The sequence below is a fragment of the Enterobacter cloacae complex sp. 372C4 genome (assembly GCF_050030615.1).
In the GTDB taxonomy this organism is placed as follows: domain Bacteria; phylum Pseudomonadota; class Gammaproteobacteria; order Enterobacterales; family Enterobacteriaceae; genus Enterobacter; species Enterobacter intestinihominis.
This window is the reverse complement of record NZ_JBLGUQ010000002.1, coordinates 89,782-112,437: the sequence shown is the minus strand read 5'-3', so window position 1 is coordinate 112,437 and position 22,656 is coordinate 89,782. Positions and strand designations below refer to the sequence as shown.

The following is a 22,656-nucleotide window of genomic DNA, read 5'->3' as shown; positions in this document are numbered from 1 at the left end:
GTTAACACTGTGTGGAGATGTATGGACTGGATAATACCCACATGCCTGCGCCTGCCAGTATACCGGCTCAGGTATTAAACCTAAGAGATCTGGTGCACCGGATTTTACCTTTTCATTTCGGTTTTATCTTGAGCCTGGCTCTTGAGTTTAAATTTAAAGGTATGGCGCATGCAGGTTTCACTGACGGGTTTTCACACATCCCGGCTGTAACCCATCATTGTTCATGAGCCAGGCCCTGGTATCCTGCCCAGCGTACGGCCAGCCGCTCTAAGTCCAGATCGTACACCAGCGGTGTGATTTTACGGCCTTCAAACAGCTCGCCCAGCTCAATGCCTGGCTTAAAATGAACGGTCAGGGTGGCCGGATCTATGCCCATAAGATCGGCATCAAACAGAGCATGCATTGTTGGAGTCATCAGGATGCCATTAGACGGATTGTACCGGGTTCCATGTTCAATGTGTGCCGCATCCAGGACACCGCCATTAACCCAACCGGTTACCGCACAACGGCCCGCGAAATTCTCGATGAGCAGAGCTTTAAATTTACCCTGTGCCACGCCACTACGTTGCGTCACTACGCGCTCGCAGTGCTCACCCTGGATATCTACGTCAGGTTTCCGCTTTGGTTCGCTGGTGGCCGTCTCAGCTTGTTTTAGGGTGGAACGTGGATAGGCCAGGTTATATGCTGCGCCTGTGGTCATTTGCTCGATGACCGCAGGTGCATAACCTTCTGCTTCCAGCTTACGATATGCAGCCCGGTAGTCTCTTTGGGTTTTCAGCGGGTATATCTTTCCGCCTTTACCATCGAAAGCGATAAACCAGAAATCGTCCGTGCCAGTTTCCAGATTTCTGCAACGTTTCAGATGCCATCCGCCTTCTCTCGCCCAGATGGTACGGTTATTTCTGGCATTCGTTTTGTCATAACCGTTCTCGTCAAGCCAGCTATCAAAGCTGGTCAGCCCCAGATCCTGAACCTCCAGAGAAGGCACTCGAATGACCTGCAAGGTATGGCGGGGTCTTGGCTCTCTCATCTTGATCTCTTCCTAGCGCTGGTCTGGGAAATACGGATATTGCGGGCCATATTCATAGTCATGCGGGCCTGGCTCAACTTCCCAGAATGGACGGCCGCTAATTGTCTTTGGACCGCGCTCGTTTACGATGTCTTCTACATCCTGAATATTAAATGGCATCGTTGCCAGTAACAGCTGATCTTCGGGTGTCAGCGTCACAGTTGCACCGTCGATACGGCTGTAAAGGTCGGCAAACTGTTTACCTGCACCGTGCAACCGGTGCTCCGCTACACTTCTGATTGCGTGTAAGTCCAGCTCCGCCGCTTCCATGCGATCCACGTATAGTTTCATTTCTTTACGCAAAGCGCTCAGCTCACGGGCTTTAATAAACCCGCAGGCGTACCCACCCAGGGCGATAACTGCAATGATTGCTAAAATTGCCATTTTTTTCTCTCACGTGATTGCGGCCGTTACTCTAGTCTTAATGTGAAGTCTGGGAATTCGCTGGATGTTAAGTACGTTTTCATCCCCAGACTGACAGATGCTAAGGCGCGATCCCAACACTCCATTTGTAAGTATCAGGCCCATCTTCTCCGCTGGTGGCATCTGCTACAATCTGTGCATAACGTTCTCCAGCAAGTTCTCTTACCATCTGATCCACGACCCATTGCAGATGATGCATTTCATCGGTTCCGCCGTAACGACAAGCCAACTCAATAGCCCGCTCTATTCTTTTTTGTTCTTCAGTCATACTGAATCCTCACGCTTACATCAGCTATTCTGAAAACATGCACACTATAAATTGCGGCTGTCATTTCTCAGCCAGGCGCCTGCATTGCTGCCTCATTCCATCAAAAATACTTTCCGCAAGCTGCTGGGGGAACTGGTCCGGAAGAAGCCCGCTAACACGTTCAATGACACCCGGGGTTCTGGCGATGATTTCCTCTATCATCGCCTCTGTCTGCTGTTTACTCAGGCCGGTTATCTCACCATGCCTGATCCAGTGGCGTCGTTGTATTCGATATATCTGGTAATAGTTGCTACTGCCACGTACGGCCATCGCCAGTTTGCACTTCTGCCAGGATATCTGATTGTTCCCATGACCGATCACCGGCCATGCCGACAACACATCATAGAGTGGTGTAAGGTGATAACGTCCCTGTGGCCCAATAGAAATACTGAAATTTTTAGCGTGGCCATCTGTTGCGGCCATCATCCAGAAAACTATCTGCGTCATAAAAAACTGCGCTTTGTCACGCTCAGCACGGTCTGAATTACTCAGAACTTCCATAATTTCCGATATACCTGGCCCGCCGTCCGCCTGATATTTTCGTAATGGCGAAATGCCCAGGGCCTGACACATATCCTCCTGGGGTAAACGAATGATCCATTGTCCGTTTCCTGACCATTTTCGGTCAAAACGTTCTACCACCAGCGCTTTCTGATCTTCAAAGTGAGCAATCTGCGTTCTTGCCACGGGGAGCCCGTACTGTTCGAGAAGTACCGAGCAGAGCCATTCATTTTCAACCGACGAGCGCATGTCGGCTTTCATGTTCCCCACAAGTCCGAGCGGTAGCTTGAATATATGCGTCGTTGGTGTATTACCCTCCGGCATACACCACCGATCTTCATGCCACAGTAGGGCTGTTTTCTCCTGAGCACCGGCAATAGATAAACGTAAGTCGTCGTTATCTTCTGGCCTGCCCGGTAGCAATGTCTCCGTGGTATTACGCAAAGTTGCCGCAATTTCTGATTCAGTAAGCGGGTGATACTTCACGGAATATAAATCTGTGGGTTCATCTCCGTCATGAAGCAGCTGTATCGCGCCCACGCAGTCTTTTCCCAGCTCCGTCAGAAGATCAAAAGGCTCCAGGCTATCGGCCTTGTAACGCATTGCCAGACGTCTGCGTATGCCTTCGCTGTCCGGGAGTAAATTATCAAAATAGTCACGTACCACATTTCCACGCCAGACCTGGTTCCCGGGAGTAAAAGGAAGGGACAATGACAGCGGCCTTCCCTGTTCGTCTGCACTCCAGTCAGGAAGGTATTGTAAGCTGTCTACCCCTTTACTTTTTTCCCAGTATCCGACTTTGATTCCGTTCATCCAGATTGCCAGACGCTGCTGTTTCCGGCTCATATCGTTACCATTTCTCCTGTCGTGCAGGTGAGTTTGATTTAAGCATTTCTTCCGTCTGCTTCCCCTCTGAAGAGGCGGTTGTCGAGGAGAAGCTGATTTTTACGCCCAGGATAGAAAACACCTTGAATAGCCGTTCAATGCTCGCACTGGCAGGGTTGGCTTCCAGACGTGAGTATGTCTGTTGAGTGACCCCTAACCTTTCGGACAGGTCTTTTTGCGTCAGGCCATTCGCCTTGCGAAAACCAATGAGCAAGGGACGCAACTGGTTGAGCGTGTTTAACGGGTAATCATTATTGATCATAAGCTGGCCTCAGTAGTTCCTCTGATACACCTTGTACGCTGTTTTCTAAACATACACCCTAAAAGCTGTAATATCAAATTAACAGCCTAAAAGCTGTTAAATAGAGAGTACAACCTTTAGGCTGTTACTAAGTGGCAGCATAAATCTTTATGAGGTTTGATATGAGAGAACTATCAATAATAAGCCGTTACGCTCGTACAGCATCCGGTAAGAGAGCTGACAGATCAGGATCATCGGTAAACGAGAAGCGGAGTATCTTATGGCCCTGTTGTGAGCTGTATAAATAACTACGAGCTACTCTCTGCCTCGGGGAGGAGGCAGAGAGAGTATTAAAAGCAAAGGCAGACATTTTTAGCAGCTGGTGGGCTATGGGGTTCCGGAGGTGCTCCGGTGAATGTTACTTGACTGGCAAGTTTCCTGCTCTGATGGTCAATGCCTCGATGCTGTCTATATTGTTCTGAAGCCGTTCCAGTTCTGCCTTTTCAATACCGGCCCAAAGCTTTAAGTGTCGCTGATAAAGGGACCACTTGAGTGAGTGAAAACCATTCCAGGCCAACCCCATCCAGGAGGCGTAATTCGCATTGAGAATATTGCCGGTGATATACATTTTACCTGCGTTAACAGCACTGGAAGTTCCATAACCCAGGGCAAGCATCATCCGGAAGCGTGGATTTAGCCGCAACGGCATGGTATCCAGTAAGGTCTCCCCAAAAGCTCCTTTTCCCAGCGATACCTGTTTCGCCACATAGAAAACCCGCATCAAAACTTCCATTATGCTCATCGGAATACTTGTCACGATAAACTGACGAAAGTCATACCCGTTGACATACATGTACTCTATTTGTTTGCCGAAGTTAGAACTCCCCACAGGGATCCCCTCAAGCATACGAAGTAGCCCCATAAAAGGAGCCGGTAACCCCATGCCACGGTTTCCTTTTGCTGAGGGGGCATTAACATCCGATGCCAGGTGTCCAAACATTCTGGCGATGAGCCTGAAAATATTGGTTTCGTCTGTAACGCCTTTACTGGAAGGATAAACCACGATCTGTCCATTCTGAACCACCGTACAGGTCCCGTTCAGCATATCCTTTATACCGAAAATAATGCCCAGTACGGGATCGTGTGACAAAGCTCTTAAGCGGTGATTTGTGGGAGACAAAACGCCACCGGCCGCACCCACTAAATCGCTGCTGATCGAACTGTCTGGTGCCCCTATAGGGAACAAATCTGAGAGTTTTGTACTCAGGTCCTCCGGCAAAATGGCATTGAAGGCTTTCTGCACCTGTTTATTGAAAATACCATCCACTTCTGCCGTAAAGCTCACCGTAGGTTTTGGCGGGGCTCTGACGCAAAGTAAATCCAGCATGGATGCTATGAGCCCGCATCCGCAGGCAATAGCATAATCCCAGGCGTCGAGTGCGTAGCGATCATTAAATTCTTTAATATGATTCTGGATCCGGGCATCTACAACAGCCAAGTCATCCGTGGAGAGTATTGTGGCCAGTCCAATATCACCGCATACACGCTGGTTAGCCTCGCTATATATAGTCTTGAGACCAGTAGAATGCATGGCAGTATCTGAAGGGGTCATTTCTCGCAGATGATGTTCTTTAAGCGCCAGATGCTCCGCTTCATCAAGTTCAGTGCCGCTGATTAGCCCGGTCAACTGTGCCTTAAGGCTCTCTATATCACTGTTAATTGTCTCGTGAGCGTTCGCGATATCCTGACCACGGAGCTGAATATAACGGATGGCCCTGAACTCATCATCATAAGGAGACTGACTCATGTGTTTACCTCACCGCGACCAGGCTACCTTTTGGAGCTTTCTTAGTAAGCATGTCGATTGTTGCCTTGATGCCAGCAATTTCTGCCTTAAAATATTCCGCATTCGACATCAACCTTTCCTGAACTTCGTAGAGCTTTTGGATGGCCTGACTAAGGGCGGCTGTCAGTTTCGCATTTTTTTTGTGTTTCACTATCGCGTACCCGCCAATCCCTAACACAGCTACAGGTGCGGCCAATACCGCAATGCCTGCAACCATACCGCCACCGACGATAGACCCTGCTGTAGCGAGCCCGGAGGTTATGCCTGCTGCTGACACTCCCGTTGTACCAAGCGTATAGAGAGCACCGAAGGAAGCCGCTGCGCCTACGCCTGACCCCGCCAAAGCTGCTGCGCCCTCAGTAATACCCGGGAACTTATTTTCAAGCGCCTGAAGAGCACTTGTAACTTCATCCATTGCCTTCTTGCGAATTTTTTCGAGCTCTTCAGTTTCGGTAGCGTCCATTACAGGCCTCGTATTCATAACTTGCTGTGTGATAGGTGAAAAAGAGCACCATAAAAGTGATGAAGAAATCATGACTTACTATTGTGGCACTTTCGAGTTCATGTTTGTCAGTTTCAATGCTGTTGCTGTTAGTAAGGGCAGACGCCATATCGGGCAGACCCAAAATAACTATCGTGCCAGCGTCATTTTGGAACTGACTTTGCTAAAAATCAGTAGCGGACTGAACAGACATGTGTGGATTTGAATCTGGGCAGGTTCCAGACATTATTCCAACCAGACTTCCAATGACAAAATGCTCGTCATTCTCGGAGACGACATAGGGTCCACCAGAGCAACCATCGGTGTTGAAATGTGCTATTACAAAGCGAGTTGTGAGATGTTGGGGAGAATGATTTGAGCAATTTAAAGGCCAAATGCCTGAAACTTCACCAGGGAATGTCGAAATTGTTGCCTCATTCATTGGATATCCGACACCCAATGTACCCATGCCAGCTGCGGGAGCCAGGACCTTAAAGTAACTACTTACAGGCTGTTGTATTCCAGCTGGTAATACGATTTCTGCACTGTCAACAAACGGAATGCCGTCTTTAAAGTCTGCCCTGTCATTAGCCTCATTGAGAATGAAATCGACTAGAACAGGCTCTTCGTTCACCAGTCCTTGATGGTTAAGAAATTTGACGTAAAGTTTAAGTGTATTGCTGACGGGATAAATTTTTCCAAGAGCATTGGTAACAACATGGGCTGCGGTGAGAATCTTTTGCTGCTGACCATTATCGAAACCAAACGCAGTTGCTTCGAGATGGCTACTAAAATGAGGATCATTGCTTACATAGATTTTACAAACGTAGTTTTCAAACATTATTTCCTCCTTTTGCCGGTACCTAATCAGTTACACGGCTGCATGTTATAAACAACTAAACTCGCTTCCTGATATTTGAGTTTGTATGTTTTGCCAGGCACCAGCTCACCTCTGAAACACGGTTAGTCTCCTCCATGACATGGTTATGGCGATGGTCAGAAACTGTTATCGACGAAAGGCTGGAATTCCTTTAATGGCATTATCCATTTCAAGTCGTATGTCCTGAACGGGAGCGTATATTTTTATGATTCCAGATCTTAACCCTGAAACATTCCCCGTATCAAAACTGACCCGTTACAGATAAGTCACCACCGGTGCTGTCGATTAATTTAGTGAATTGCATGTCCTCATCCCATAAAGGGTAGGGCCTACCCCCGGCATCGAGCAAACCTGACCACCCTGCCCTTATTAAGACCCCACATGCGGCAATGGTGCCCTGTCCACGCCGCCCGCGAACTTTGAGGAAATGGGGAGAAAATAAAAAGAAAACAAAAAGTTATCGGCTGAAGTACCGGCGCAGATCGGGAATCAGGCGAAGCCTGACAGCACGTTGGGGCCTGGCAGGGGGCTTGAGGGATGAGGACATGCAATTGTGTTATCACGTCCGCACCAACTGTCGTGGAAATCATCCCCGGCCGGTTAACCCGGTTTCGGATGTTCACCAGTTTTCCGGGTAGCAAGGCCAGCTCATCCAGACATCGAGCACCTCGGTATCACTGACCGCCGCAGCGTAAATCCCGGCACCCGGGAAGAAATAGACAGGCAGGCTGGCGGCGGGTGACGTGCTGTCATCCGTCAGGGAGCCGACAACCTCATGCGGCCCCCGGAGTAAATCACCCAGGTAGTCATCCGGCCTGATGCCGTTGCGGGATGCAGCCATCTCCACAAACTCCGCCAGCGGATGGCGGGTCGGATAACCCCTGAACACTTCATACGATGGCGAAACACATTCGCCGCTGGTGGACCGCCCCCAGTACCCGGCCAGTTGTTCCGGACCGAGTCCACAGGCATGTTGGGTGACCTGTGCTTTAAACTGTTCGAACGTATTCATTCCTGAAGTCCCTGTAGGGTATATTTGGCAAACCTCCCTGCCAGCGTCACTACCGGCAGGACACCGCATTGTCAGACGCGACCACCGGCTATGAACCGGCAAGACGTCAGTCGCCCGCCAGCCCGGGTGAGGTGGAATACAGTTTACCAGTTCCGGCCGACTGACTTTGCCGCCAGGAGACGCTAATTACACTATTATTGAATCTTTGCATCTTCGATGACCAATATCGCCCCGACGCTGAACGCTACTGGAATGCATCTCTTGCCACGATTGAAAGGATCAAACACACCTACCGCGCAAAAATCCGGAACTCCTGATCCAGTCTTTCGGCCATAACAGCCCAACGCTAATGTATGTCCATTAGCGTTGGGCTGTTATGATGGCTGTGCCAGTTTATATTACCGGACTGATCATGATAGGTACTCTGAGACCATGTAAGAAATGAACAACCCATTACTGCTTAAGGCGAGCAAGTAGATTTTGTTTACGTTTCCATGCCCGCCAGGCCCGTAACTCACCAGCCCCCTTCAGAGCAATGAGAAATTTGTTGGTCCTTCAGTTGTTGCCACCTTACTGTCTTCGCAGGCCGTCAGGCAGACACTTTTAAGTCGGTGGTTGTAGAGGCCAATACGGGCGATTTCCTGGAGATAATCCCGTTCCTCCATCGTTAGCGACTGCCCTTCCTGTGATTTTGTGATCATGTCCTGCCAGTTCAGCAATTTCTCGTAATTCACATGCTCACTGGTGTCGAGACAATGCAGACGGAAGTAACGTATAAACAGCGGAAATTCATCAGTCTGGGCTATATTGGATGCTCTGACGGTGAGCCGACACAAACAAACGATGGTGTCCTGCTGCATTCTTATCAGCGTATTCATGCTCTGGGGTAAGATGTCCGGCAGCTTCATGTAGCAGTCGGAAAGACGCTGGAGAAGTGGTCCTGCTTCCGCAGGCTCACGGCCCTGATAAACCTTCAGGGGTTCAGTCCCCAGTTCCTGCATCATGGGATGATACAACCACTCTCGTGACTCCGTCTCATCAATGATAATTTTCTCGATACGTTCGCTGTAGGTTCCATCTCGCCTGCCAAGTTGTACCTGACTGATTTCGTATTCTATATCCGGCAGATCGATACGTAATGCTGCTACCATTTCCGAGGGATGGAGATGGTCGAACGTCAGCTTCCCGGCCACGCTGCGATCGGTATCAAGAAACACGGCGACACAGAGGTCGTTAACCTTCACAAACAGATCTGCCGTGGCGCCGAACATGCTTCCGCTGCCGCTTACCTCATCAAGTGGCACCTTCCCGCCTTCATAACCGGCCAGAAGATGCGGGAAACCGAGAAGATGTCTTTCCCGGACAACTTCAATAATTTTTCCCCGAATCGCCTCCATCAAGCCGTCACAATCACCGAAGAGGTCCGTGGTGTGGCTATAGTGCCAGAGTTTGACCTCACCCTGCCTGGCGATCAAATCCGTACGACACCCGGGGCAGATACAGTTGCATGCACTCCCTCTGCTTACTTCCGTGATGTCCAGATACCGTCCAGTTTCGCGATGGAGTCCGAAAGGAATCCCATAGGTATAGCTCTTTCGCATGTTATTTCCCCCGCAGCATACAGACATTCACTATATCGGACGAAAGCAGTATGACATTTCGATAAGAGGTCTTTTTTCATGAGTTTTTAAGTTGCTTTTATTACTGTGGCAGGGGCAAATGGATAAAGCGATGGCAATTCTATGCTGGTAAAAAGCTACTTTTCCGGTTGCCCGTCCCTCCACCAGCAGTGAGACTTATTAATACGGACGGAACCGGAATTAGTGAGCATTCCAACAGTGGGCTCACTTTCAGGACGAAAGCTGATTTAATATAAATACTGGACCCTACATTCAATGCAGTTTGTGTTGATCAATATAACCCATCATAAATTGCATAAGTTCCGGGTCACTCCGGGCAGAAAAAAGTACAGTCACTACGTTTTTCATCGCACTTGTCGCATTGCTGGCGTCAATAGCATTCTTGTCATTTATAATTGCATTATTCCCAATTTTATTAATCTGATTAATTACTTCATCCTCACTGATGCTTGTACTCCGGATTGAATCAAAAATCGGGTAGGCCTGCGCCGCATATTCAGTGAAGCGGACAGCATCAAGGCTCGATGCCAACGCCGCCTTTTCCTGTCGGGAATATACCGCCAAAGCGGTCTGACTCAGCAACTCCGAAGGCGTCTCGCAGGCCGCAGTACTGGTGTTCCCCTGGATCATGCCCATTCTGAAAAAATTCGAGACAACCTTGTTTATTTCATCATTCATTATCTGGCTGAAACCAACTTTTGGGTCTGAGGTAGTGAAATTTGCCCTGTAGTTCTCAAGCGCCAGAGAGGCAACCTCTGCGTTGCCCGTCTGAGTTGCGTTACAGGCGTAACGGTAACCTTCATCCAGTTTTTGACTGAACTCGTTTAGGCTCGCCGCGTTTAAATAAAAGGAGATGAATGGAAGAGTTAAAATTAATAAAGGTTTAATTCCCATGCGTTTTACCACAACAGAGCAAGTAAAGCATTTTAAGTGAAGTTATTACTTTTCTGATTAAACTAATTCCCAGAGGTGGTAATAAATAATTTAATAAATTTATATGTTCAACAGACGATTTCATAAACCTCTTTTTGTTAAACGTCGGCTGTATAATGGTTCCCGGGATTTTCATTTTACTGACGAACCAGGGTCCATACACTGGCGGGGACTTTATCGTAGAGTTTTTTCATTGTCAGTTCAGCTTTTCGATGGTCATATGCCCCGGAAATTTCTAGTGAAACTATACCAACATTCTTTTCACAGAGTCGTTCAAATACTTTTTCCAGTGTGTCAAATGAAGAGCACTTACGAAATTTCATCAAATACGCCTGTTTAGTTTCGGACATGGTCAACCTTAAGTTATTTTCAGCAAAAGTACAGTATCCCAATCTTATGTGGATTTGTTCCGGGAATCTAATTTTTTTTGCAACTATTTGACGTATAACTCCGGCTCGTTGCTGAACTGGCGGGCCCCCTTTTTTTGTTTCACGATGACTCCAGCCCGGTAGTTCGCTGGACTGCGACGTAGCCCGATACAACAGGTTTATCAATAGCTTACGCGCGTCCATCATATGCCGGTGCTTTCTGAAACTTGACCCGGTTCTCCCTCGCGCCGCTCCTATCTGGCTCCTGGAATCCGGGTCGTTCCAAGGAGTCATCATGGCAAAGATCAAGCTCACCAAGACCGCCGTAGAGTCGGCGCAACCCCAGGCGAAGGACATCGAACTACGGGATACCGTCGTGCCCGGCTTCCTTTGCAAGATTACCCCGACGGGACGCCGGGTGTTCATGCTCCAGTACCGCACGAACTCTGGCCAGCCCCGCAAGCCCTCGCTGGGACTCTACGGGGAGCTAACCGTCGAACAGGCGCGGGTCAAAGCGCAGGACTGGCTGGCCGAGGTTCGCCGGGGTGGTGATCCCGGCGGTGCCAAGGCCGAGGCGCGCAAGGCGCCCACGATGGCCGAGTTGTGCAAAAAGTTCATGGAGGACTACTCCAAGAAGCGCAACAAGGTCAGCACGCAGGACGGCTACCAGGGCGTCATCGACCGCAACATCATCCCGCTGCTGGGCCGCAAGAAGGTGCATGACGTGAAGCGGCCCGACATTGCGGGGCTCATGGAAAAGCTGGCCTACAAGCCGACCGAGGCCAACAAGACCTTCGGCGTGCTGCGCAAGATGTTCAACTTGGCCGAAGTCTGGGGCTTCCGCCCGGACGGTACGAATCCGTGCCGCCACGTCCCGATGTACCCGCCGGGCAAGGAAACCCGGCTCATCGTGGACGAGGAAATGGTGCGGATCTTCCGCCAGTTGGAGAAACTGGAGGCGGAGGGGCTGGAGAACTACGTCATCCCGTTGGCGATCCGGCTGCAATTCGAGTTTGCGGCGCGGCGCTCCGAAATCTGCCCGCTCGAATGGAGCTGGCTGGACTTCGAGAACCGGCGCGTGGTGTGGCCCGACAGCAAGGTTGGCGGCATTTCCAAGCCCATGAGCGAGGAAGCCTATCGGCTGCTTTCGACGGCGCCGCGTCTGGAAGGCTGCCCTTACGTCCTGCCGTCGCCGAACGACCCGGCCAAGCACCTGACCTTTGGCGAGCACTATGGCGGCTGGTGCCGGACGCTCAAGGCCGCCAGCGTGCCGCACGTAGGCACGCACGGCATCCGTCATCGCTCGACCACCGACATTGCCAATTCCGGTGTGCCGACCAAAGTGGGAATGAAGCTGACGGGCCACAAGACCGTGGCGATGTTCATGCACTACGTCCACACCGAGGACAAGCCGGTGCGCGAGGCGGCCGAGCTGGTGGCCAGCCGCCGCCAAGCCATCACGGGCGCGCGGCAGCTTGCGGAGGCGGTGGCATGAACGGGCGCCGGCCATCAGCAGCATCGCTCGCAGCGCCCGCGGCGCTGCTGGGCGACATTCGGGCACTGATCGAGGCGGCGCGCAAGCGCGCCGCCTCGACGGTGAATAGCGAGCTTACGATGCTCTACTGGCGCATCGGCCAACGCATCCACACGCAGGTCTTGGACAGGCGCCGGGGCGCCTACGGCAAGGAAGTTCTGCCCACCTTGGCTGCGCAGTTGGTGGAGGAGTACGGCAGCAGCTTTGCAGAGCAGAACTTGCGCCGCATGGTGCAGTTCGCCGCCACCTTCCCCGACGAGCGAATTCTCGTATCACTGATACGAGAATTGAGCTGGACGCACTTCATCGCCCTGATGCCGCTGAAAGACCCGCTCCAGCGGGACTACTACGCACAGATGGCCAGCACCCAACGCTGGAGCGTGCGGACGCTGCGCGAGCGTATCGACTCGATGCTGTACGAGCGCACGGCGCTTTCCCAAAAGCCGGAAGAAACCATAGCGCAGGAGTTGGCGACCCTGCGCGATGCGCAGCGCATGTCGCCGGCCCTGGTCATGCGCGACCCGTACATCCTCGACTTCCTGGGCCTGCGGGACACTTGGCAGGAAGGCGACTTGGAAGCGGCGATCATCCGTGAAATGGAGTCCTTCCTGCTGGAGCTGGGCGCGGGCTTCTCATTCGTCGCCCGGCAGAAGCGCATTCCGATCGACGACGAGGATTTCCACCTTGACCTTCTGTTCTACAACCGCAAGCTGCGGCGGCTGGTTGCGGTGGAGTTGAAGGTAGGTGACTTCAAGGCGGCCTACAAAGGGCAGATGGAGCTTTACCTTCGGTGGCTAGACAAGCACGAACGGGAGCCGGAGGAAGCCTCGCCGCTCGGGATCATCCTTTGCACCGGCAAGAAGCGCGAGCAGATCGAATTGCTGGAGCTGGACAAGTCCGGCATCCACGTTGCCGAGTATCTGACCGCCTTGCCGCCGAGGGGCGTGCTGGTGGAGCGGCTGCAACAGGCAACGCAACGGGCGCAGTTGCAAATCGAGCAGCGCAAGACGGACAACGAGTAGTCCTGTCCCAAGCAGTCGGGCGTCCCGGCGTGCCGCCGTCGCGCTGTCGTGCTGCGCATCGAGCTTCGCTGCGCGAGTCTCGCCCCTGTCGGGCTTCCATCACTGACGCCTCCGTCCCGGCTCGTTGATCCGGGCCTGCGCGCTCCGCTTGCCAAAAATCGACTCTGTGCAGTGGGCGGGTGTGGGCGGTCTTGCTGTTCCCTTCACCGTATCACGGCGTTCTCGCCGTCAAGGGCGGCGCGCGCCATGCGCGCTTGCGTCCTGGCGGCCGTCTGCGACCCCTGACTGCTTGCGCTGCGCCGTGCTGCCGCCGGTTCCGGGCAATTCCGCCCGAGCAACCGGAGCACGATCATGTCGCAACTGTCCTTTCCCTCGTTCGATTCCTGTCTGCTGGTGCGCGACGCGCACGGGCGCTATCTACCGGCATCGGCCGACGACATTCTGGAAGCTGCGCGCCAGGTCATTGACCGGAAAATGCAGCGCGGAGCAGAGTTCACTTCGCCGGCGGCGGTCAAGGAATACTTGCGTACAAAGTTGGCCAGCTTCGAGCATGAGGTGTTCGTAGTGCTGTTCATGGATACGCGCCATCGTCTGATCGAATACAGGGAGATGTTCCACGGCACTATTGACGGTGCGTCGGTGTATCCGCGCGAAGTGGTCAAGGAGGCGCTGCGGCTCAATGCGGCGGCGGTCGTCGTTTCGCACAACCATCCGAGCGGAAACCCCGAGCCGAGCGCGGCTGACCGGGCGCTGACCCAGCGGCTCAAGGAAGCGTTGGGTCTGGTGGACGTGCGCGTGCTCGATCACATCATCGTTGCGGGCAACGAAACGGCATCGTTCGCCGAGCATGGGCTGATCTAGCCCAAGGGGCTTCGGCCCCTTTTTGCTGCGCCTGGTGGCATAGCTATGGCCCTCGCGGCCTGATGCTCAGGCCGTCGCAACCTGAATCATCTCGTCGTAATGTTTCTTGTCCACCTCTTCCAGCCACTGGAAGATGTTCCCGATGACGCTGTGGCTTTCGCCTGCCAAGTTTTCTGCGGATTCCTCTGTTATCTCAATAACGTCGCTATGTGAATACTTATTGATAAAGCGGTAGATTTTTTCTTTAAGCTCTGGTGTCGTGATGGTGCAATCTTTTAGGCCAGCCTCCATCAATTGACTAATGTCGCTTCGCCGCCTTGGATATTTGAAGGTAAAAAACGATTCAACAAGCTTTCGGGCGAGGTTGGCGGTCAAGAACGCCTCATCTCGATTGAGTGTCGTGTGCGCCCTATATTCGTAAAGCTTCTTGAAGATATAGTGGTACTCGGAACCGTAGTTCTTGAGTGAGTCGTCGGCATCCACAAGTAGGGAGTGACGAGGGGAGCCAGGTGGCGCATCCAGGCGATAAAAGAAGCAATTCTCGGCGTTGCCTTTTTTGACTCGATTCCTATTGGTGCCAGTGAACCAGTCTCTCACTAGCTTAAAGTAAGTGAAGTTGTGAGTCAGCACAAAAAGTTGCTTGGCTTCAGTGCATTGCGTTCTCAAAAACGAGTAGGCGTGAAACAAGTGATTAGAATCAAAGCTTGAGACCGGATCGTCAACGACGACGATCGTATCCTTGATGTTATTTCCATTTTCTTTGAGCTTCGTGATGAAATAGACAAATGCAATCGCAGTCTTCTCACCTTCGCTCAAATTCCCATCGTGCTCACCAACCCCGTTTCTGATGATCTCATAGCCTTTCTTCTTCTGATTGAAGTTCAGGCAAAGCTCAGAGCGGCCAATGAAGCGATGCAGGATGTCATTGAACTCCTTTGCCCCGACCGTTTCATTCGAGAGCGCCGCTTCTATGGCTCCGACCTCTAGACTAATTTTTTCAATTTCCTTATGGTCGTTCTTTGCTTCTGACTCAAGGTCATTGCACTTCTTCTCACTTCCAGCATAGTCAAACTCTTGCACCTCAGCCGCAGCAAAGTGAAGCTCCAGTGCCACCTTGCTTTTTGAGGTCTCAGATTTGAAATTTGAAGTCTTATTGTTGTGCTTTCCAACGAGAGCAACAATCGACTTCAGGATGTCATTGAAATTGGTGACATCGTCTTCAACCACATCCGAGATCTGAATGTCTGTCTTCCCAGGGTCTGTGATCTTGGCCTTCAGGGCTTCCCGCCAGGCGTCCATTTGCTGGTCGATCTTTTCAGCAGCAGTTGCGTAGTCCTTTTGAAGCTTTTCTGCCTCGGCCGATAGTTCTTTATAAAACTCGGTCGATGCGGGAAACTGATTAGCTGGAGCGCCTTGAGATTCAATCCATGTCGCCGCATTCTGAAGTCGGCTCTGAAACTCCGTGAACTCCTTGCTGAAGTGGGCAGCAAGCGCCTCGGCACGAAGCTGGGCGAACGGAGAGCCGCAGAACTCGCAGGATTGCGAGTCGTGGTTTTTATGGATTTCCAAGCCTGCTTGAACCCATTCGCGGATGTCCGGGTTATCGGTAAGCCGCTGGATTGCTTGATTGACCGCCGTAGTCCCAATCAAATCTCTGATGCGGCCCGCCGCTTTCTTAAAGTAGTCCGGCTCAATGGCCGTTGAGGCGAAAGCAATGCTTGGAAGCTGATCTGGCTTGGCGGCATTCGTAAGGTCGATAACCCTCTCATCTGGAAGAACCGACTCCGCCTTGATAATTGTCTCGCCGTTATTCTGTATGAAGTTGGAGAGCTTGCGGCGGTCGTAATTCAAGTAATAACTGTCGCTCGTATCAATCGCCTGAAGTCCAAGCTTCATTTTCTTGGCAGCATTGGTCAGGAACTTCTCTAATGCCTCACGCTGCTTCTTGATATCGCTTTGCTTGTCGTCGTGAGCCTTCTTTTTCGACTGAAGCTCGCTCTTCAGCTTCTCCAGCTTCTGCAAGTCATCAATCTTCTCTTTCGCAATAAGAAGGATGCTCTTTACGGATTTGTCCCAATCAATGTTCTCATGCACGAAGCGTTGATTGAAAACATGAATATTCAATTGGGATGAGTGGAGTGTGGATTCCGTGATCGTTGAGCCATCCTCCAGAACTACTGAAAATTGGCCCGTGCTGAAGCGGGGAACCATCGAGCGAAGCTCAAAGCAAGAGAATAGATTCGATAACGTTGACTTGCCTGTTCCATTCCAACCATAGACCAGGTTGTACCGGCCGAACTTTTGGATCTTCGTTCCATTGAAGTCGCTGAAGATTCCGAACTGTTTGAGGCGGTTGATGCAGACAATCATCTCTAGATCTCCGTGTTCTTGCTTTCCCATCATTAGCTTGCGAAACAAATGGTAAACGAAGAGTCCTCTTGCGTCTCCGCTTCGCGGATCGCGCTGCTCCAGGTTCGCTAGTCGCTCATCCCTGGCGGGACTGGCTTCGCCAGCCTTCCGCATCGCTGACGCCTACGGCCCGGCTTCCAGCTTCGGGCCTGCGCGCTTCGCTTGCGTGCGGTCAGCACAAAGGGATGGCCGTTGCCTTGTCCAGCCGTCTCCCCTGACTTCATCACCTTACCCGCGACCGTAGCCCGCGCCCGTGTGCCGTCAAGGCGCGCAGGGCCGTGTCCTCGGCTGCGCCTGCGGGCCGCACCCACCCTGCGCTTGGCTCCTTGACGGCCCCCGTCCGCGCGCTCCTTTGGCCGCGGGCGATGAACTCAGGAAAGACGGTGGCAACAGGGCCAACCGGGTTCCTCGTGCCGACCGCACCAAACAGCCGAAAGGCTGGGCTCCGAATCTAGAAATCCGGTGTGCGGTGTGAACAGCAAACCTCTTTTGTCAGGAGAAAGACCATGCAACTCGCATCCCGTTTCGCTTTCCGCTCCCCCTCGCTGCGCAGCGATTACCCGCTGTCCGACGACCAGATTCACCGCGTGGCCCCGTCCATCTTCGCGGATGCCCCGCACGAGAGCCGTTCGCAGCGGTACGCCTATATCCCCACCGCCGCCGTGCTGACCGAGCTTCGCAAAGAAGGCTTCCAGCCTTTCATGGTGACGCAAACCCGCGTGCGCGACGAAGGCAAGCGCGAGCACACCAAACACATGATTCGCTTGCGCCATGCCAGCCAGATCAACGGCGCGGAGGCCAACGAAATCGTGCTGCTGAACTCGCACGACGGCACCAGCAGCTATCAGATGCTGGCCGGAATGTTCCGGTTCGTGTGCAGCAATGGCCTTGTTTGCGGCAACACCGTGGCCGATGTGCGAGTGCCCCATAAAGGCGACGTGGCCGGTCTGGTCATTGAGGGCGCTTACGAAGTCTTGAGCGGTTTCGATCGGGTGAAGGAATCGCGCGATGCCATGCGCGGCATCACCTTGGACGATGGCGAATCCGAAGTGTTCGCCCGCGCCGCGCTCGCCCTCAAGTACGACGACCCCGACAAGCCCGCGCCCATCACGGAATCGCAAATCCTGATGCCGCGCCGCTTCGACGACCGCCGCCCCGACCTGTGGAGCGTGTTCAACCGCACCCAAGAAAACCTGACCCAAGGCGGGCTGCGTGGCCGCAGCGCCAACGGGCGCCGACAGCAAACCCGCCCGGTGCAGGGCATCGACCAAAACATCCGACTGAATCGCGCCCTCTGGCTGCTGGCCGATGGCATGCGCCAGTTGAAAGCCTGAATCCCCACGCGGCAGGGGCAGGCAGCAGCCCTTGTCGCTTTCTTCGCTGCTGCATTCCTGAACCGATAGGAGTTATCACCATGAACGCCGTTACCCAAACCGAAGCCCGCGCCATCAACACCGCCGCCGCTATCCCGCTGGAAGCCGCTGACCCGACCAAGAACCTGATTCTGGTTCCGCTGTCGCGGCTGGTGTCGCGCCCCACTGGCCGCAACGTGCGCAAGACCCCGCGCATGTCCATTCCCGAACTCGCCGCCAGCATCCAGCGTGTCGGCCTGCTGCAAAACCTCATCGTGATTGCCGCCGCCGACGGCGAGCATTACGAAGTCGTGGCCGGTGGCCGTCGCCTCGCAGCGTTGAAGCTGCTGGCGAAGAAGCACCGCATCAGCAAGGAATGGGAGGTGCCTTGCCTGCAGGTGGCCGATGGCACCGCACGCACGGCCAGCCTGACCGAGAACGTGCAGCGCGAAGCCATGCACCCCGCCGACCAGTTCGAGGCGTTCGCCGCGCTGGTGGCCGAAGGCCGCAGCATCGAGGATATCGCAGCGAATTTTTCCGTCACGCCGCTGGTGGTGCAGCGCCGCTTGAAACTCGCCAACGTCTCGCCGCGCCTGCTGGCCGACTATCGCGCCGAGGCCGTGAGCCTTGACCAGTTGATGGCCCTTGCCATCACCGACGACCACGCCGCGCAGGAAGCCGCGTTCTACGATGCGCCGACATGGCAGCGCAGCCCGCACAACCTGCGCGACCGTCTGACCGAACGCGAAATCGACGCCTACCGGCATCCGCTGGTGCGCTTTGTCGGGCTGGACGGCTACGAGCAGGAAGGCGGTGGCATCCGCCGCGACCTGTTCGCGGAGGGCGACAAAGGCGTGTATCTGACCGATGCCGCACTGCTGGAACGGCTGGCGCAGGACAAGCTGGCAGGTATCGCCGCCAAGGTGCAGGCCGAGGGCTGGGCGTGGGTGGATGCCACGCCGGGCATGACCCATGCCGATCTGCAAGCCTTCCAGCGTGCGCCAAGGGAACGCCGCAGTCCGAACAAGCGCGACGCGCAGCGCATCGAGAAGCTGCAAACCAAGCTGCACGAACTGGCCGAAGCCGTGGATGCCGCGCTGGACGACGAAGACGAAGAAAAGGCCGATGCCTTGCAGGAAGAAGGCGAACGCCTGGGCGAGCAGTTGCAGGCGCTGGAAGAAGGCTTGCTGGACTATGCGGCCAATGTGAAGGCCGCAGCCGGTGCCATCGTCACCATCGACCGCGACGGGCAGGCCGCGATTCATCGCGGGCTGCTGCGCGAAGCCGAAGCCAAGGCGCTGCGCACGCTGGAACGACTGCGGCAGGGTTTCGGCAGCGAAGGCGAAGCCGCAAACGAGGACGAAGGCGAGGACGACGAGCAGCCCAAGACCGCCACCATGTCCGACCGACTGGCGCAGCGGTTGAGCGCGCACCGTACCGCCGCGCTGCAAATCGAAGTGGCCCGGCATCCGCAAGCCGCGCTGGCCGCCGTGGTGCATGGCATGGTGCAGACCGTCTTGCAGGAAAGCCACTACGGCCACGACCTGCCGCTGGGCGTGCGCCTCACGGTGCAAGACCGGCTGGAAGGCATGGCCCCGGACTGGCCGGAATCACCCGCCGCCGTGGCGCTGCGCGAACTGCAACAGGTGGCAGGCGAAACCTTGCCGGAGGACAGCGCCGAACTGTTCGCCGCGCTGCTGGCGAAATCACAGGATGAACTGGTGCGGCTGCTGGCCGTGTGCTTAGCTTCCACGGTGGACGTGGTGACGCCTCGCGCCACGCCGCACCAGCCCGGCGCGGAACTGGCGCAGGCCGTGGGGCTGGATATGGCCGCGTGGTGGCAGCCCACCAATGAGGGTTACTTCCGGCATGTGCCGAAGGCCGCGATTCTGGAAGCCGTTGGCGGGTTCGCGCCCTCGCACGTCACCCGACTGGCGAAGTTGAAGAAGGGCGACATTGCCAGCGAAGCCGAACGGCTCGCCGCTGGCACCGGCTGGATGCCCGCCATCTTCCGCACCGAAGGCCCGCAGCAGGCCGGGCAGGACGCGCCGGCGGATGGCGAAGCCGAAGCACAGGAAGAAGCGGCCGCCGTGGCGGATGTCCAGCCGCAGGCCGAGGCTTTGGCCGCGTGACTTCGCACCGTAGATAGCGCCCCGGTTCCGGCCGGGGCGCTTCATATTGAGGATGCCTGCCATGACCCACCAACCCGCAAACCGCCCCCGTATGGCTGCGACCTATGCCTCCGGCACGGTGCGCGCCCGCCGCTGGCACGGCGACGGCGACGTGCGCGGCTACCGTCCGCCGCGTGGCTGGACGGCCCGCGCCGACCTGACCGATCTGCATCCCCTCACGGGCCGCGCCTTGCCGCGCGCCGTGTGGTGGATCATCGAAACCAAGAAATAACGAGCCGCACCGGCCCCAAGCCGTGCCGCCTTGGGGCCGGTGGTCGAAAACTCCGGGCGCGGCGGTGGCCGCGCCCGGTTTCACTGCTAAAAAAAAGCCCCATCGCCGCCTTCGGTCGGCGGCGATGGGGCCACGCACAAGGGCGCTCGTGCGCGAAATCCACGAAGCCAGCAAGTGTGGCGGCGCATCGCGCCGCCAACGATTCGACCGAGCCCCGCCGCAATGGGCGGGGCTGGTGTGGCTACGCCCCGGCTTGCTGCGGCAGGTTGCACGAAAGCGTGCCGTCCCCGACGCTGGCGGTTCGTTGTCTGTACGTCACGAAAGACGGTTCACCGACACGCCGCCCAGCCTCGCTTCTATGGAGCTTCCACACCACGCCTCAGTATGTGGCCGTGAGCTGCGGCAGGGGCGCTCTGGCCTTGTCGTCGGGGCATTGACCTGGCCCGCGTCAGGGCGCAAGCCGGTGCAGCCGTCACGCGGGGATGCCGAGTTGGCCACGTCTCCATTCGGGAGCGGGCGGCCTGTGCGTCCTTGTCTTGTTGTGAATCCTGGCGGTGGCGCGGCTGCGCCTTGGGCTTCATGGCCGCAACCTTGCAGCGAAAACAATTTCCCCTGCGCTGCGCGCATTCCTCGCGGGACAAATTCTTTTCGCTTCCAGGTTCTCCACGTTGTTGCGACCGCTGCGCGGTGCGACCAGCCCATCCCCCGCCGGCCGGATCACAACAAGGACGCACTGGCGCGACCTTGTTCAACCCGAAAGGAGAAACATCATGGCTAACATCGGCACCTTCACCGCAGAGAAAGACGGCTTCACCGGCACGCTTCGCACCCTGACGCTCAACGTCAAGGTCAAGCTGGTTCCCAACGACAAGGGCGACACCGAGAACGCCCCCGACTTCCACCTGCAAGCGGCTGGCCACGAAGTCGGCGCAGCGTGGAAGAAGACCAGCGAGGCCGGGCGGGAATACCTGTCCGTATCCATCGACGACCCTTCGTTCCCGGCGACGGTCTATGCCCGCCTGATCGAGAACGAGGACGGCACGCACGACCTGATCTGGTCGCGCAACAAGCCGAAGGCGGCCTGACAGCCGCTTACCGCGTCCCGCCCACTGCGGCGGGGCGCGATGCTGCTGATCGCAGCACCGCACGCGCAGGATTTCTGCTGCTGCCGCGTGCTGGATACGCCCGTCACCGCGGGCCTGCATGCGTGCCTTGTGGCTCGCAATCCGTGTCAACGAGCGGTGTGTGGCGTGTCGGCGCTGTAAGCGCCGCCGGGCTTTCGGGCTTCGCCCCGTGCCGGCAAGCCGTCACGGCCATCCGGCTTCAATCCCTCACGCCTTCGCGCCTGCGGCGCTGCGCGCTCCGCTTGCTGCAATTCAGTACCACACGCCAACGCGCTACGGCGTGTCGGGCTCTTCCAATATCGCCCTGAGTTCCTGGCGCACCTGTGCCAGCAATTCATCAGCTTCGCGGGTGCTGTCACCGGCATAAGCCAATGTGAGCAGCGTGAGCGGATGCACTTCCATGACCTCGCACAGATCGGCCAGCTTCTGGATGGTTGGGCTTTTCAGGTCGCGCTCCAGCGTGCTCATGTAGGTGCGACTGGACACGTTGGAGAACGCTTCCTGGCTCAAACCACGCGCCTTCCTTACCGTCCGAATCGCCGCTGCCAATGAGTTCTTCGCTGCCACCTATGGTTTCCCCAAAAAACCAAGATGACAGCCCATTGCGCCCTATAGGACTACAATCTATAGTGTTCATTTGGTGGTGATGTTTTCCTTTTCCGTGCTTTTACGGAGATCCGCATCTGCGGATTTCCTCAGACCCAGGGAACCGCGTCCGTGTCTTTCCTGACTTCCACCAATACGCCTTCGTGCCTCTCCGCTTTTGCGGCTTCGTGCGCTTGCGCATACGTGCATCCGTCCGCAGGCACAGATGCGCCTCGGCGATTGCGTGTGTTCGTGGAAGGGGCGCGGCCTTGACCACGCTTGTCACCGAGGAAGACCGGGTGCACCTACTGGCCCACGGCCTCACCCGCGCCGCAGGCCAGGAATGTGACCCGCTGCCCGTGGTGCGCCTGTTCACACCGGACGCACATGCGACCTGGCTATTGGCCGCGCTCGATCCGACCGATGGCGATACGGCCTACGGCCTGATCGACCTCGGGATCGGGATGCCTGCCCTGGCGACGGTGAAGCTGTCCGATCTGGCGTCCATCGTCGGGCCGCTCAAGCAGCCCGTGATACGAGATCGGTACTTCCAGCCGACGCGGCCGCTGTCGGAATACGTTCGACTGGCTCAGGAAAACGGTTCGATCACCGATTGACGCATTCCAGCGCGACCAGGCAAAAAGTATCGCATTGTGACTATTTCGGTCTTAGCCAAGACCTGGCAAGTCTTGATCCGCATGCTTGCACCAGGGTGGTGCGCTCCTGACCAAAACAGTCATGATGCCAGGCGCGAGATTCGGCACGGTGTTCAATGCTGCA

At 55.3% G+C, this 22,656-nt stretch carries 23 protein-coding genes; 9 read left to right on the top strand and 14 right to left on the bottom strand.

Translation table 11 applies throughout. The features are described from left to right. Positions 1-214: 214 nt before the first annotated feature. The 12 genes from ACQG11_RS23635 to ACQG11_RS23580 all read right to left on the bottom strand — a co-directional run bounded on the left by ACQG11_RS23635 (position 215) and on the right by ACQG11_RS23580 (position 10,568). Positions 215-1,030 carry an HNH endonuclease signature motif containing protein gene (locus ACQG11_RS23635; RefSeq protein ID WP_001641519.1) on the bottom strand — a complete coding sequence of 272 codons (816 nt, stop codon included), beginning with the start codon at positions 1,028-1,030 and terminating at the stop codon, positions 215-217. Between the two features lie 12 nt (positions 1,031-1,042). Next, on the bottom strand, positions 1,043-1,453 hold the full coding sequence (locus ACQG11_RS23630; RefSeq protein WP_000985909.1) for a hypothetical protein: 411 nt from the start codon (positions 1,451-1,453) through the stop codon (positions 1,043-1,045). Positions 1,454-1,553: 100 nt separating this feature from the next. Then, positions 1,554-1,760: a hypothetical protein gene (locus tag ACQG11_RS23625; protein WP_000134171.1), complete on the bottom strand. Its 207-nt coding sequence runs from the start codon at positions 1,758-1,760 to the stop codon at positions 1,554-1,556. A 60-nt stretch (positions 1,761-1,820) separates the two neighbouring features. Then, positions 1,821-3,146 carry a type II toxin-antitoxin system HipA family toxin gene (locus ACQG11_RS23620; RefSeq protein WP_000088044.1) on the bottom strand — a complete coding sequence of 442 codons (1,326 nt, stop codon included), beginning with the start codon at positions 3,144-3,146 and terminating at the stop codon, positions 1,821-1,823. 4 nt (positions 3,147-3,150) lie between these two features. Continuing rightward, entirely contained in the window at positions 3,151-3,444 is a 294-nt protein-coding gene (locus ACQG11_RS23615; RefSeq protein WP_012477377.1) for a helix-turn-helix transcriptional regulator, read from the bottom strand. 400 nt (positions 3,445-3,844) lie between these two features. Beyond that, positions 3,845-5,233: a hypothetical protein gene (locus ACQG11_RS23610; RefSeq protein WP_000083579.1), complete on the bottom strand. Its 1,389-nt coding sequence runs from the start codon at positions 5,231-5,233 to the stop codon at positions 3,845-3,847. Between the two features lie 4 nt (positions 5,234-5,237). Further along, positions 5,238-5,735 carry a membrane protein gene (locus ACQG11_RS23605; RefSeq protein WP_000340139.1) on the bottom strand — a complete coding sequence of 166 codons (498 nt, stop codon included), beginning with the start codon at positions 5,733-5,735 and terminating at the stop codon, positions 5,238-5,240. A 202-nt stretch (positions 5,736-5,937) separates the two neighbouring features. Beyond that, positions 5,938-6,594 (bottom strand): trypsin-like serine protease, encoded by a 657-nt coding sequence (locus ACQG11_RS23600; RefSeq protein WP_134390572.1) that lies wholly within the window; start codon positions 6,592-6,594, stop codon positions 5,938-5,940. Positions 6,595-7,252: 658 nt separating this feature from the next. Then, positions 7,253-7,645: a hypothetical protein gene (locus ACQG11_RS23595; RefSeq protein ID WP_022652193.1), complete on the bottom strand. Its 393-nt coding sequence runs from the start codon at positions 7,643-7,645 to the stop codon at positions 7,253-7,255. A gap of 527 nt (positions 7,646-8,172) precedes the next feature. Continuing rightward, entirely contained in the window at positions 8,173-9,246 is a 1,074-nt protein-coding gene (locus ACQG11_RS23590) for a hypothetical protein (protein ID WP_022652192.1), read from the bottom strand. A 291-nt stretch (positions 9,247-9,537) separates the two neighbouring features. Then, positions 9,538-10,179: a hypothetical protein gene (locus ACQG11_RS23585; protein WP_015063153.1), complete on the bottom strand. Its 642-nt coding sequence runs from the start codon at positions 10,177-10,179 to the stop codon at positions 9,538-9,540. Positions 10,180-10,355: 176 nt separating this feature from the next. Then, entirely contained in the window at positions 10,356-10,568 is a 213-nt protein-coding gene (locus ACQG11_RS23580) for an Hha/YmoA family nucleoid-associated regulatory protein (RefSeq protein ID WP_022652191.1), read from the bottom strand. 313 nt (positions 10,569-10,881) lie between these two features. On the opposite strand from ACQG11_RS23580, the gene ACQG11_RS23575 reads away from it, so the two are divergent. From ACQG11_RS23575 to radC, 3 genes are all read left to right on the top strand, one after another. Next, positions 10,882-12,081, top strand: coding sequence for a tyrosine-type recombinase/integrase (locus tag ACQG11_RS23575; RefSeq protein ID WP_014603550.1), 1,200 nt, complete (start codon positions 10,882-10,884; stop codon positions 12,079-12,081). Next, positions 12,078-13,142, top strand: a complete 1,065-nt coding sequence (locus ACQG11_RS23570) for a PDDEXK nuclease domain-containing protein (RefSeq protein WP_016487843.1) — start codon at positions 12,078-12,080, stop codon at positions 13,140-13,142. Before ACQG11_RS23575 ends, ACQG11_RS23570 begins: the two co-directional genes overlap by 4 nt. Before the next feature lie 351 nt (positions 13,143-13,493). Then, positions 13,494-14,003 (top strand): RadC family protein, encoded by a 510-nt coding sequence (radC, locus tag ACQG11_RS23565; RefSeq protein ID WP_016487841.1) that lies wholly within the window; start codon positions 13,494-13,496, stop codon positions 14,001-14,003. Positions 14,004-14,069: 66 nt separating this feature from the next. Here radC and ACQG11_RS23560 read toward each other — a convergent pair whose 3' ends face one another. Continuing rightward, positions 14,070-16,526 (bottom strand): ATP-binding protein, encoded by a 2,457-nt coding sequence (locus ACQG11_RS23560; RefSeq protein WP_016487840.1) that lies wholly within the window; start codon positions 16,524-16,526, stop codon positions 14,070-14,072. 392 nt (positions 16,527-16,918) lie between these two features. Between ACQG11_RS23560 and ACQG11_RS23555 the strand changes: the two genes are divergently transcribed. From ACQG11_RS23555 to ACQG11_RS23535, 5 genes are all read left to right on the top strand, one after another. Further along, positions 16,919-17,746, top strand: a complete 828-nt coding sequence (locus ACQG11_RS23555) for a DUF932 domain-containing protein (RefSeq protein WP_003092327.1) — start codon at positions 16,919-16,921, stop codon at positions 17,744-17,746. A gap of 80 nt (positions 17,747-17,826) precedes the next feature. Beyond that, entirely contained in the window at positions 17,827-19,896 is a 2,070-nt protein-coding gene (locus ACQG11_RS23550; RefSeq protein WP_426728911.1) for a ParB N-terminal domain-containing protein, read from the top strand. Between the two features lie 61 nt (positions 19,897-19,957). After that, positions 19,958-20,167: a hypothetical protein gene (locus tag ACQG11_RS23545; protein WP_016487839.1), complete on the top strand. Its 210-nt coding sequence runs from the start codon at positions 19,958-19,960 to the stop codon at positions 20,165-20,167. A 770-nt stretch (positions 20,168-20,937) separates the two neighbouring features. Continuing rightward, positions 20,938-21,252, top strand: a complete 315-nt coding sequence (locus ACQG11_RS23540; RefSeq protein ID WP_001273857.1) for a DUF736 domain-containing protein — start codon at positions 20,938-20,940, stop codon at positions 21,250-21,252. Between the two features lie 39 nt (positions 21,253-21,291). Beyond that, the gene (locus ACQG11_RS23535; protein WP_001641504.1) at positions 21,292-21,432 is read left to right on the top strand and encodes a hypothetical protein; all 141 of its coding nucleotides are present in this window, start codon (positions 21,292-21,294) and stop codon (positions 21,430-21,432) included. A gap of 132 nt (positions 21,433-21,564) precedes the next feature. On the opposite strand, the gene ACQG11_RS23530 is transcribed toward ACQG11_RS23535, so the two are convergent. Further along, positions 21,565-21,858: a helix-turn-helix domain-containing protein gene (locus tag ACQG11_RS23530; protein WP_006379425.1), complete on the bottom strand. Its 294-nt coding sequence runs from the start codon at positions 21,856-21,858 to the stop codon at positions 21,565-21,567. Positions 21,859-22,145: 287 nt separating this feature from the next. Here ACQG11_RS23530 and ACQG11_RS23525 point away from each other — a divergent pair, with 287 nt between their 5' ends. Continuing rightward, a complete protein-coding gene (locus ACQG11_RS23525) occupies positions 22,146-22,493 on the top strand; it encodes a DUF2958 domain-containing protein (RefSeq protein WP_016487838.1) in 348 nt (115 codons plus the stop codon). Positions 22,494-22,656 lie beyond the last annotated feature (163 nt).

Excerpts from the sequence above, each read along its gene's own strand:
- ACQG11_RS23635 (WP_001641519.1), bottom strand. The coding sequence starts at position 1,030 with ATGAGAGAGCCAAGACCCCGCCATACCTTGCAGGTCATTCGAGTGCCT.
- ACQG11_RS23630 (WP_000985909.1), bottom strand. The coding sequence starts at position 1,453 with ATGGCAATTTTAGCAATCATTGCAGTTATCGCCCTGGGTGGGTACGCC.
- ACQG11_RS23625 (WP_000134171.1), bottom strand. The coding sequence starts at position 1,760 with ATGACTGAAGAACAAAAAAGAATAGAGCGGGCTATTGAGTTGGCTTGT.
- ACQG11_RS23620 (WP_000088044.1), bottom strand. The coding sequence starts at position 3,146 with ATGAGCCGGAAACAGCAGCGTCTGGCAATCTGGATGAACGGAATCAAA.
- ACQG11_RS23610 (WP_000083579.1), bottom strand. The coding sequence starts at position 5,233 with ATGAGTCAGTCTCCTTATGATGATGAGTTCAGGGCCATCCGTTATATT.
- ACQG11_RS23605 (WP_000340139.1), bottom strand. The coding sequence starts at position 5,735 with ATGGACGCTACCGAAACTGAAGAGCTCGAAAAAATTCGCAAGAAGGCA.
- ACQG11_RS23600 (WP_134390572.1), bottom strand. The coding sequence starts at position 6,594 with ATGTTTGAAAACTACGTTTGTAAAATCTATGTAAGCAATGATCCTCAT.
- ACQG11_RS23595 (WP_022652193.1), bottom strand. The coding sequence starts at position 7,645 with ATGAATACGTTCGAACAGTTTAAAGCACAGGTCACCCAACATGCCTGT.
- ACQG11_RS23590 (WP_022652192.1), bottom strand. The coding sequence starts at position 9,246 with ATGCGAAAGAGCTATACCTATGGGATTCCTTTCGGACTCCATCGCGAA.
- ACQG11_RS23585 (WP_015063153.1), bottom strand. The coding sequence starts at position 10,179 with ATGGGAATTAAACCTTTATTAATTTTAACTCTTCCATTCATCTCCTTT.
- ACQG11_RS23580 (WP_022652191.1), bottom strand. The coding sequence starts at position 10,568 with ATGTCCGAAACTAAACAGGCGTATTTGATGAAATTTCGTAAGTGCTCT.
- ACQG11_RS23575 (WP_014603550.1), top strand. The coding sequence starts at position 10,882 with ATGGCAAAGATCAAGCTCACCAAGACCGCCGTAGAGTCGGCGCAACCC.
- ACQG11_RS23570 (WP_016487843.1), top strand. The coding sequence starts at position 12,078 with ATGAACGGGCGCCGGCCATCAGCAGCATCGCTCGCAGCGCCCGCGGCG.
- radC (WP_016487841.1), top strand. The coding sequence starts at position 13,494 with ATGTCGCAACTGTCCTTTCCCTCGTTCGATTCCTGTCTGCTGGTGCGC.
- ACQG11_RS23560 (WP_016487840.1), bottom strand. The coding sequence starts at position 16,526 with ATGCGGAAGGCTGGCGAAGCCAGTCCCGCCAGGGATGAGCGACTAGCG.
- ACQG11_RS23555 (WP_003092327.1), top strand. The coding sequence starts at position 16,919 with ATGCAACTCGCATCCCGTTTCGCTTTCCGCTCCCCCTCGCTGCGCAGC.
- ACQG11_RS23550 (WP_426728911.1), top strand. The coding sequence starts at position 17,827 with ATGAACGCCGTTACCCAAACCGAAGCCCGCGCCATCAACACCGCCGCC.
- ACQG11_RS23545 (WP_016487839.1), top strand. The coding sequence starts at position 19,958 with ATGACCCACCAACCCGCAAACCGCCCCCGTATGGCTGCGACCTATGCC.
- ACQG11_RS23540 (WP_001273857.1), top strand. The coding sequence starts at position 20,938 with ATGGCTAACATCGGCACCTTCACCGCAGAGAAAGACGGCTTCACCGGC.
- ACQG11_RS23535 (WP_001641504.1), top strand. The coding sequence starts at position 21,292 with ATGCTGCTGATCGCAGCACCGCACGCGCAGGATTTCTGCTGCTGCCGC.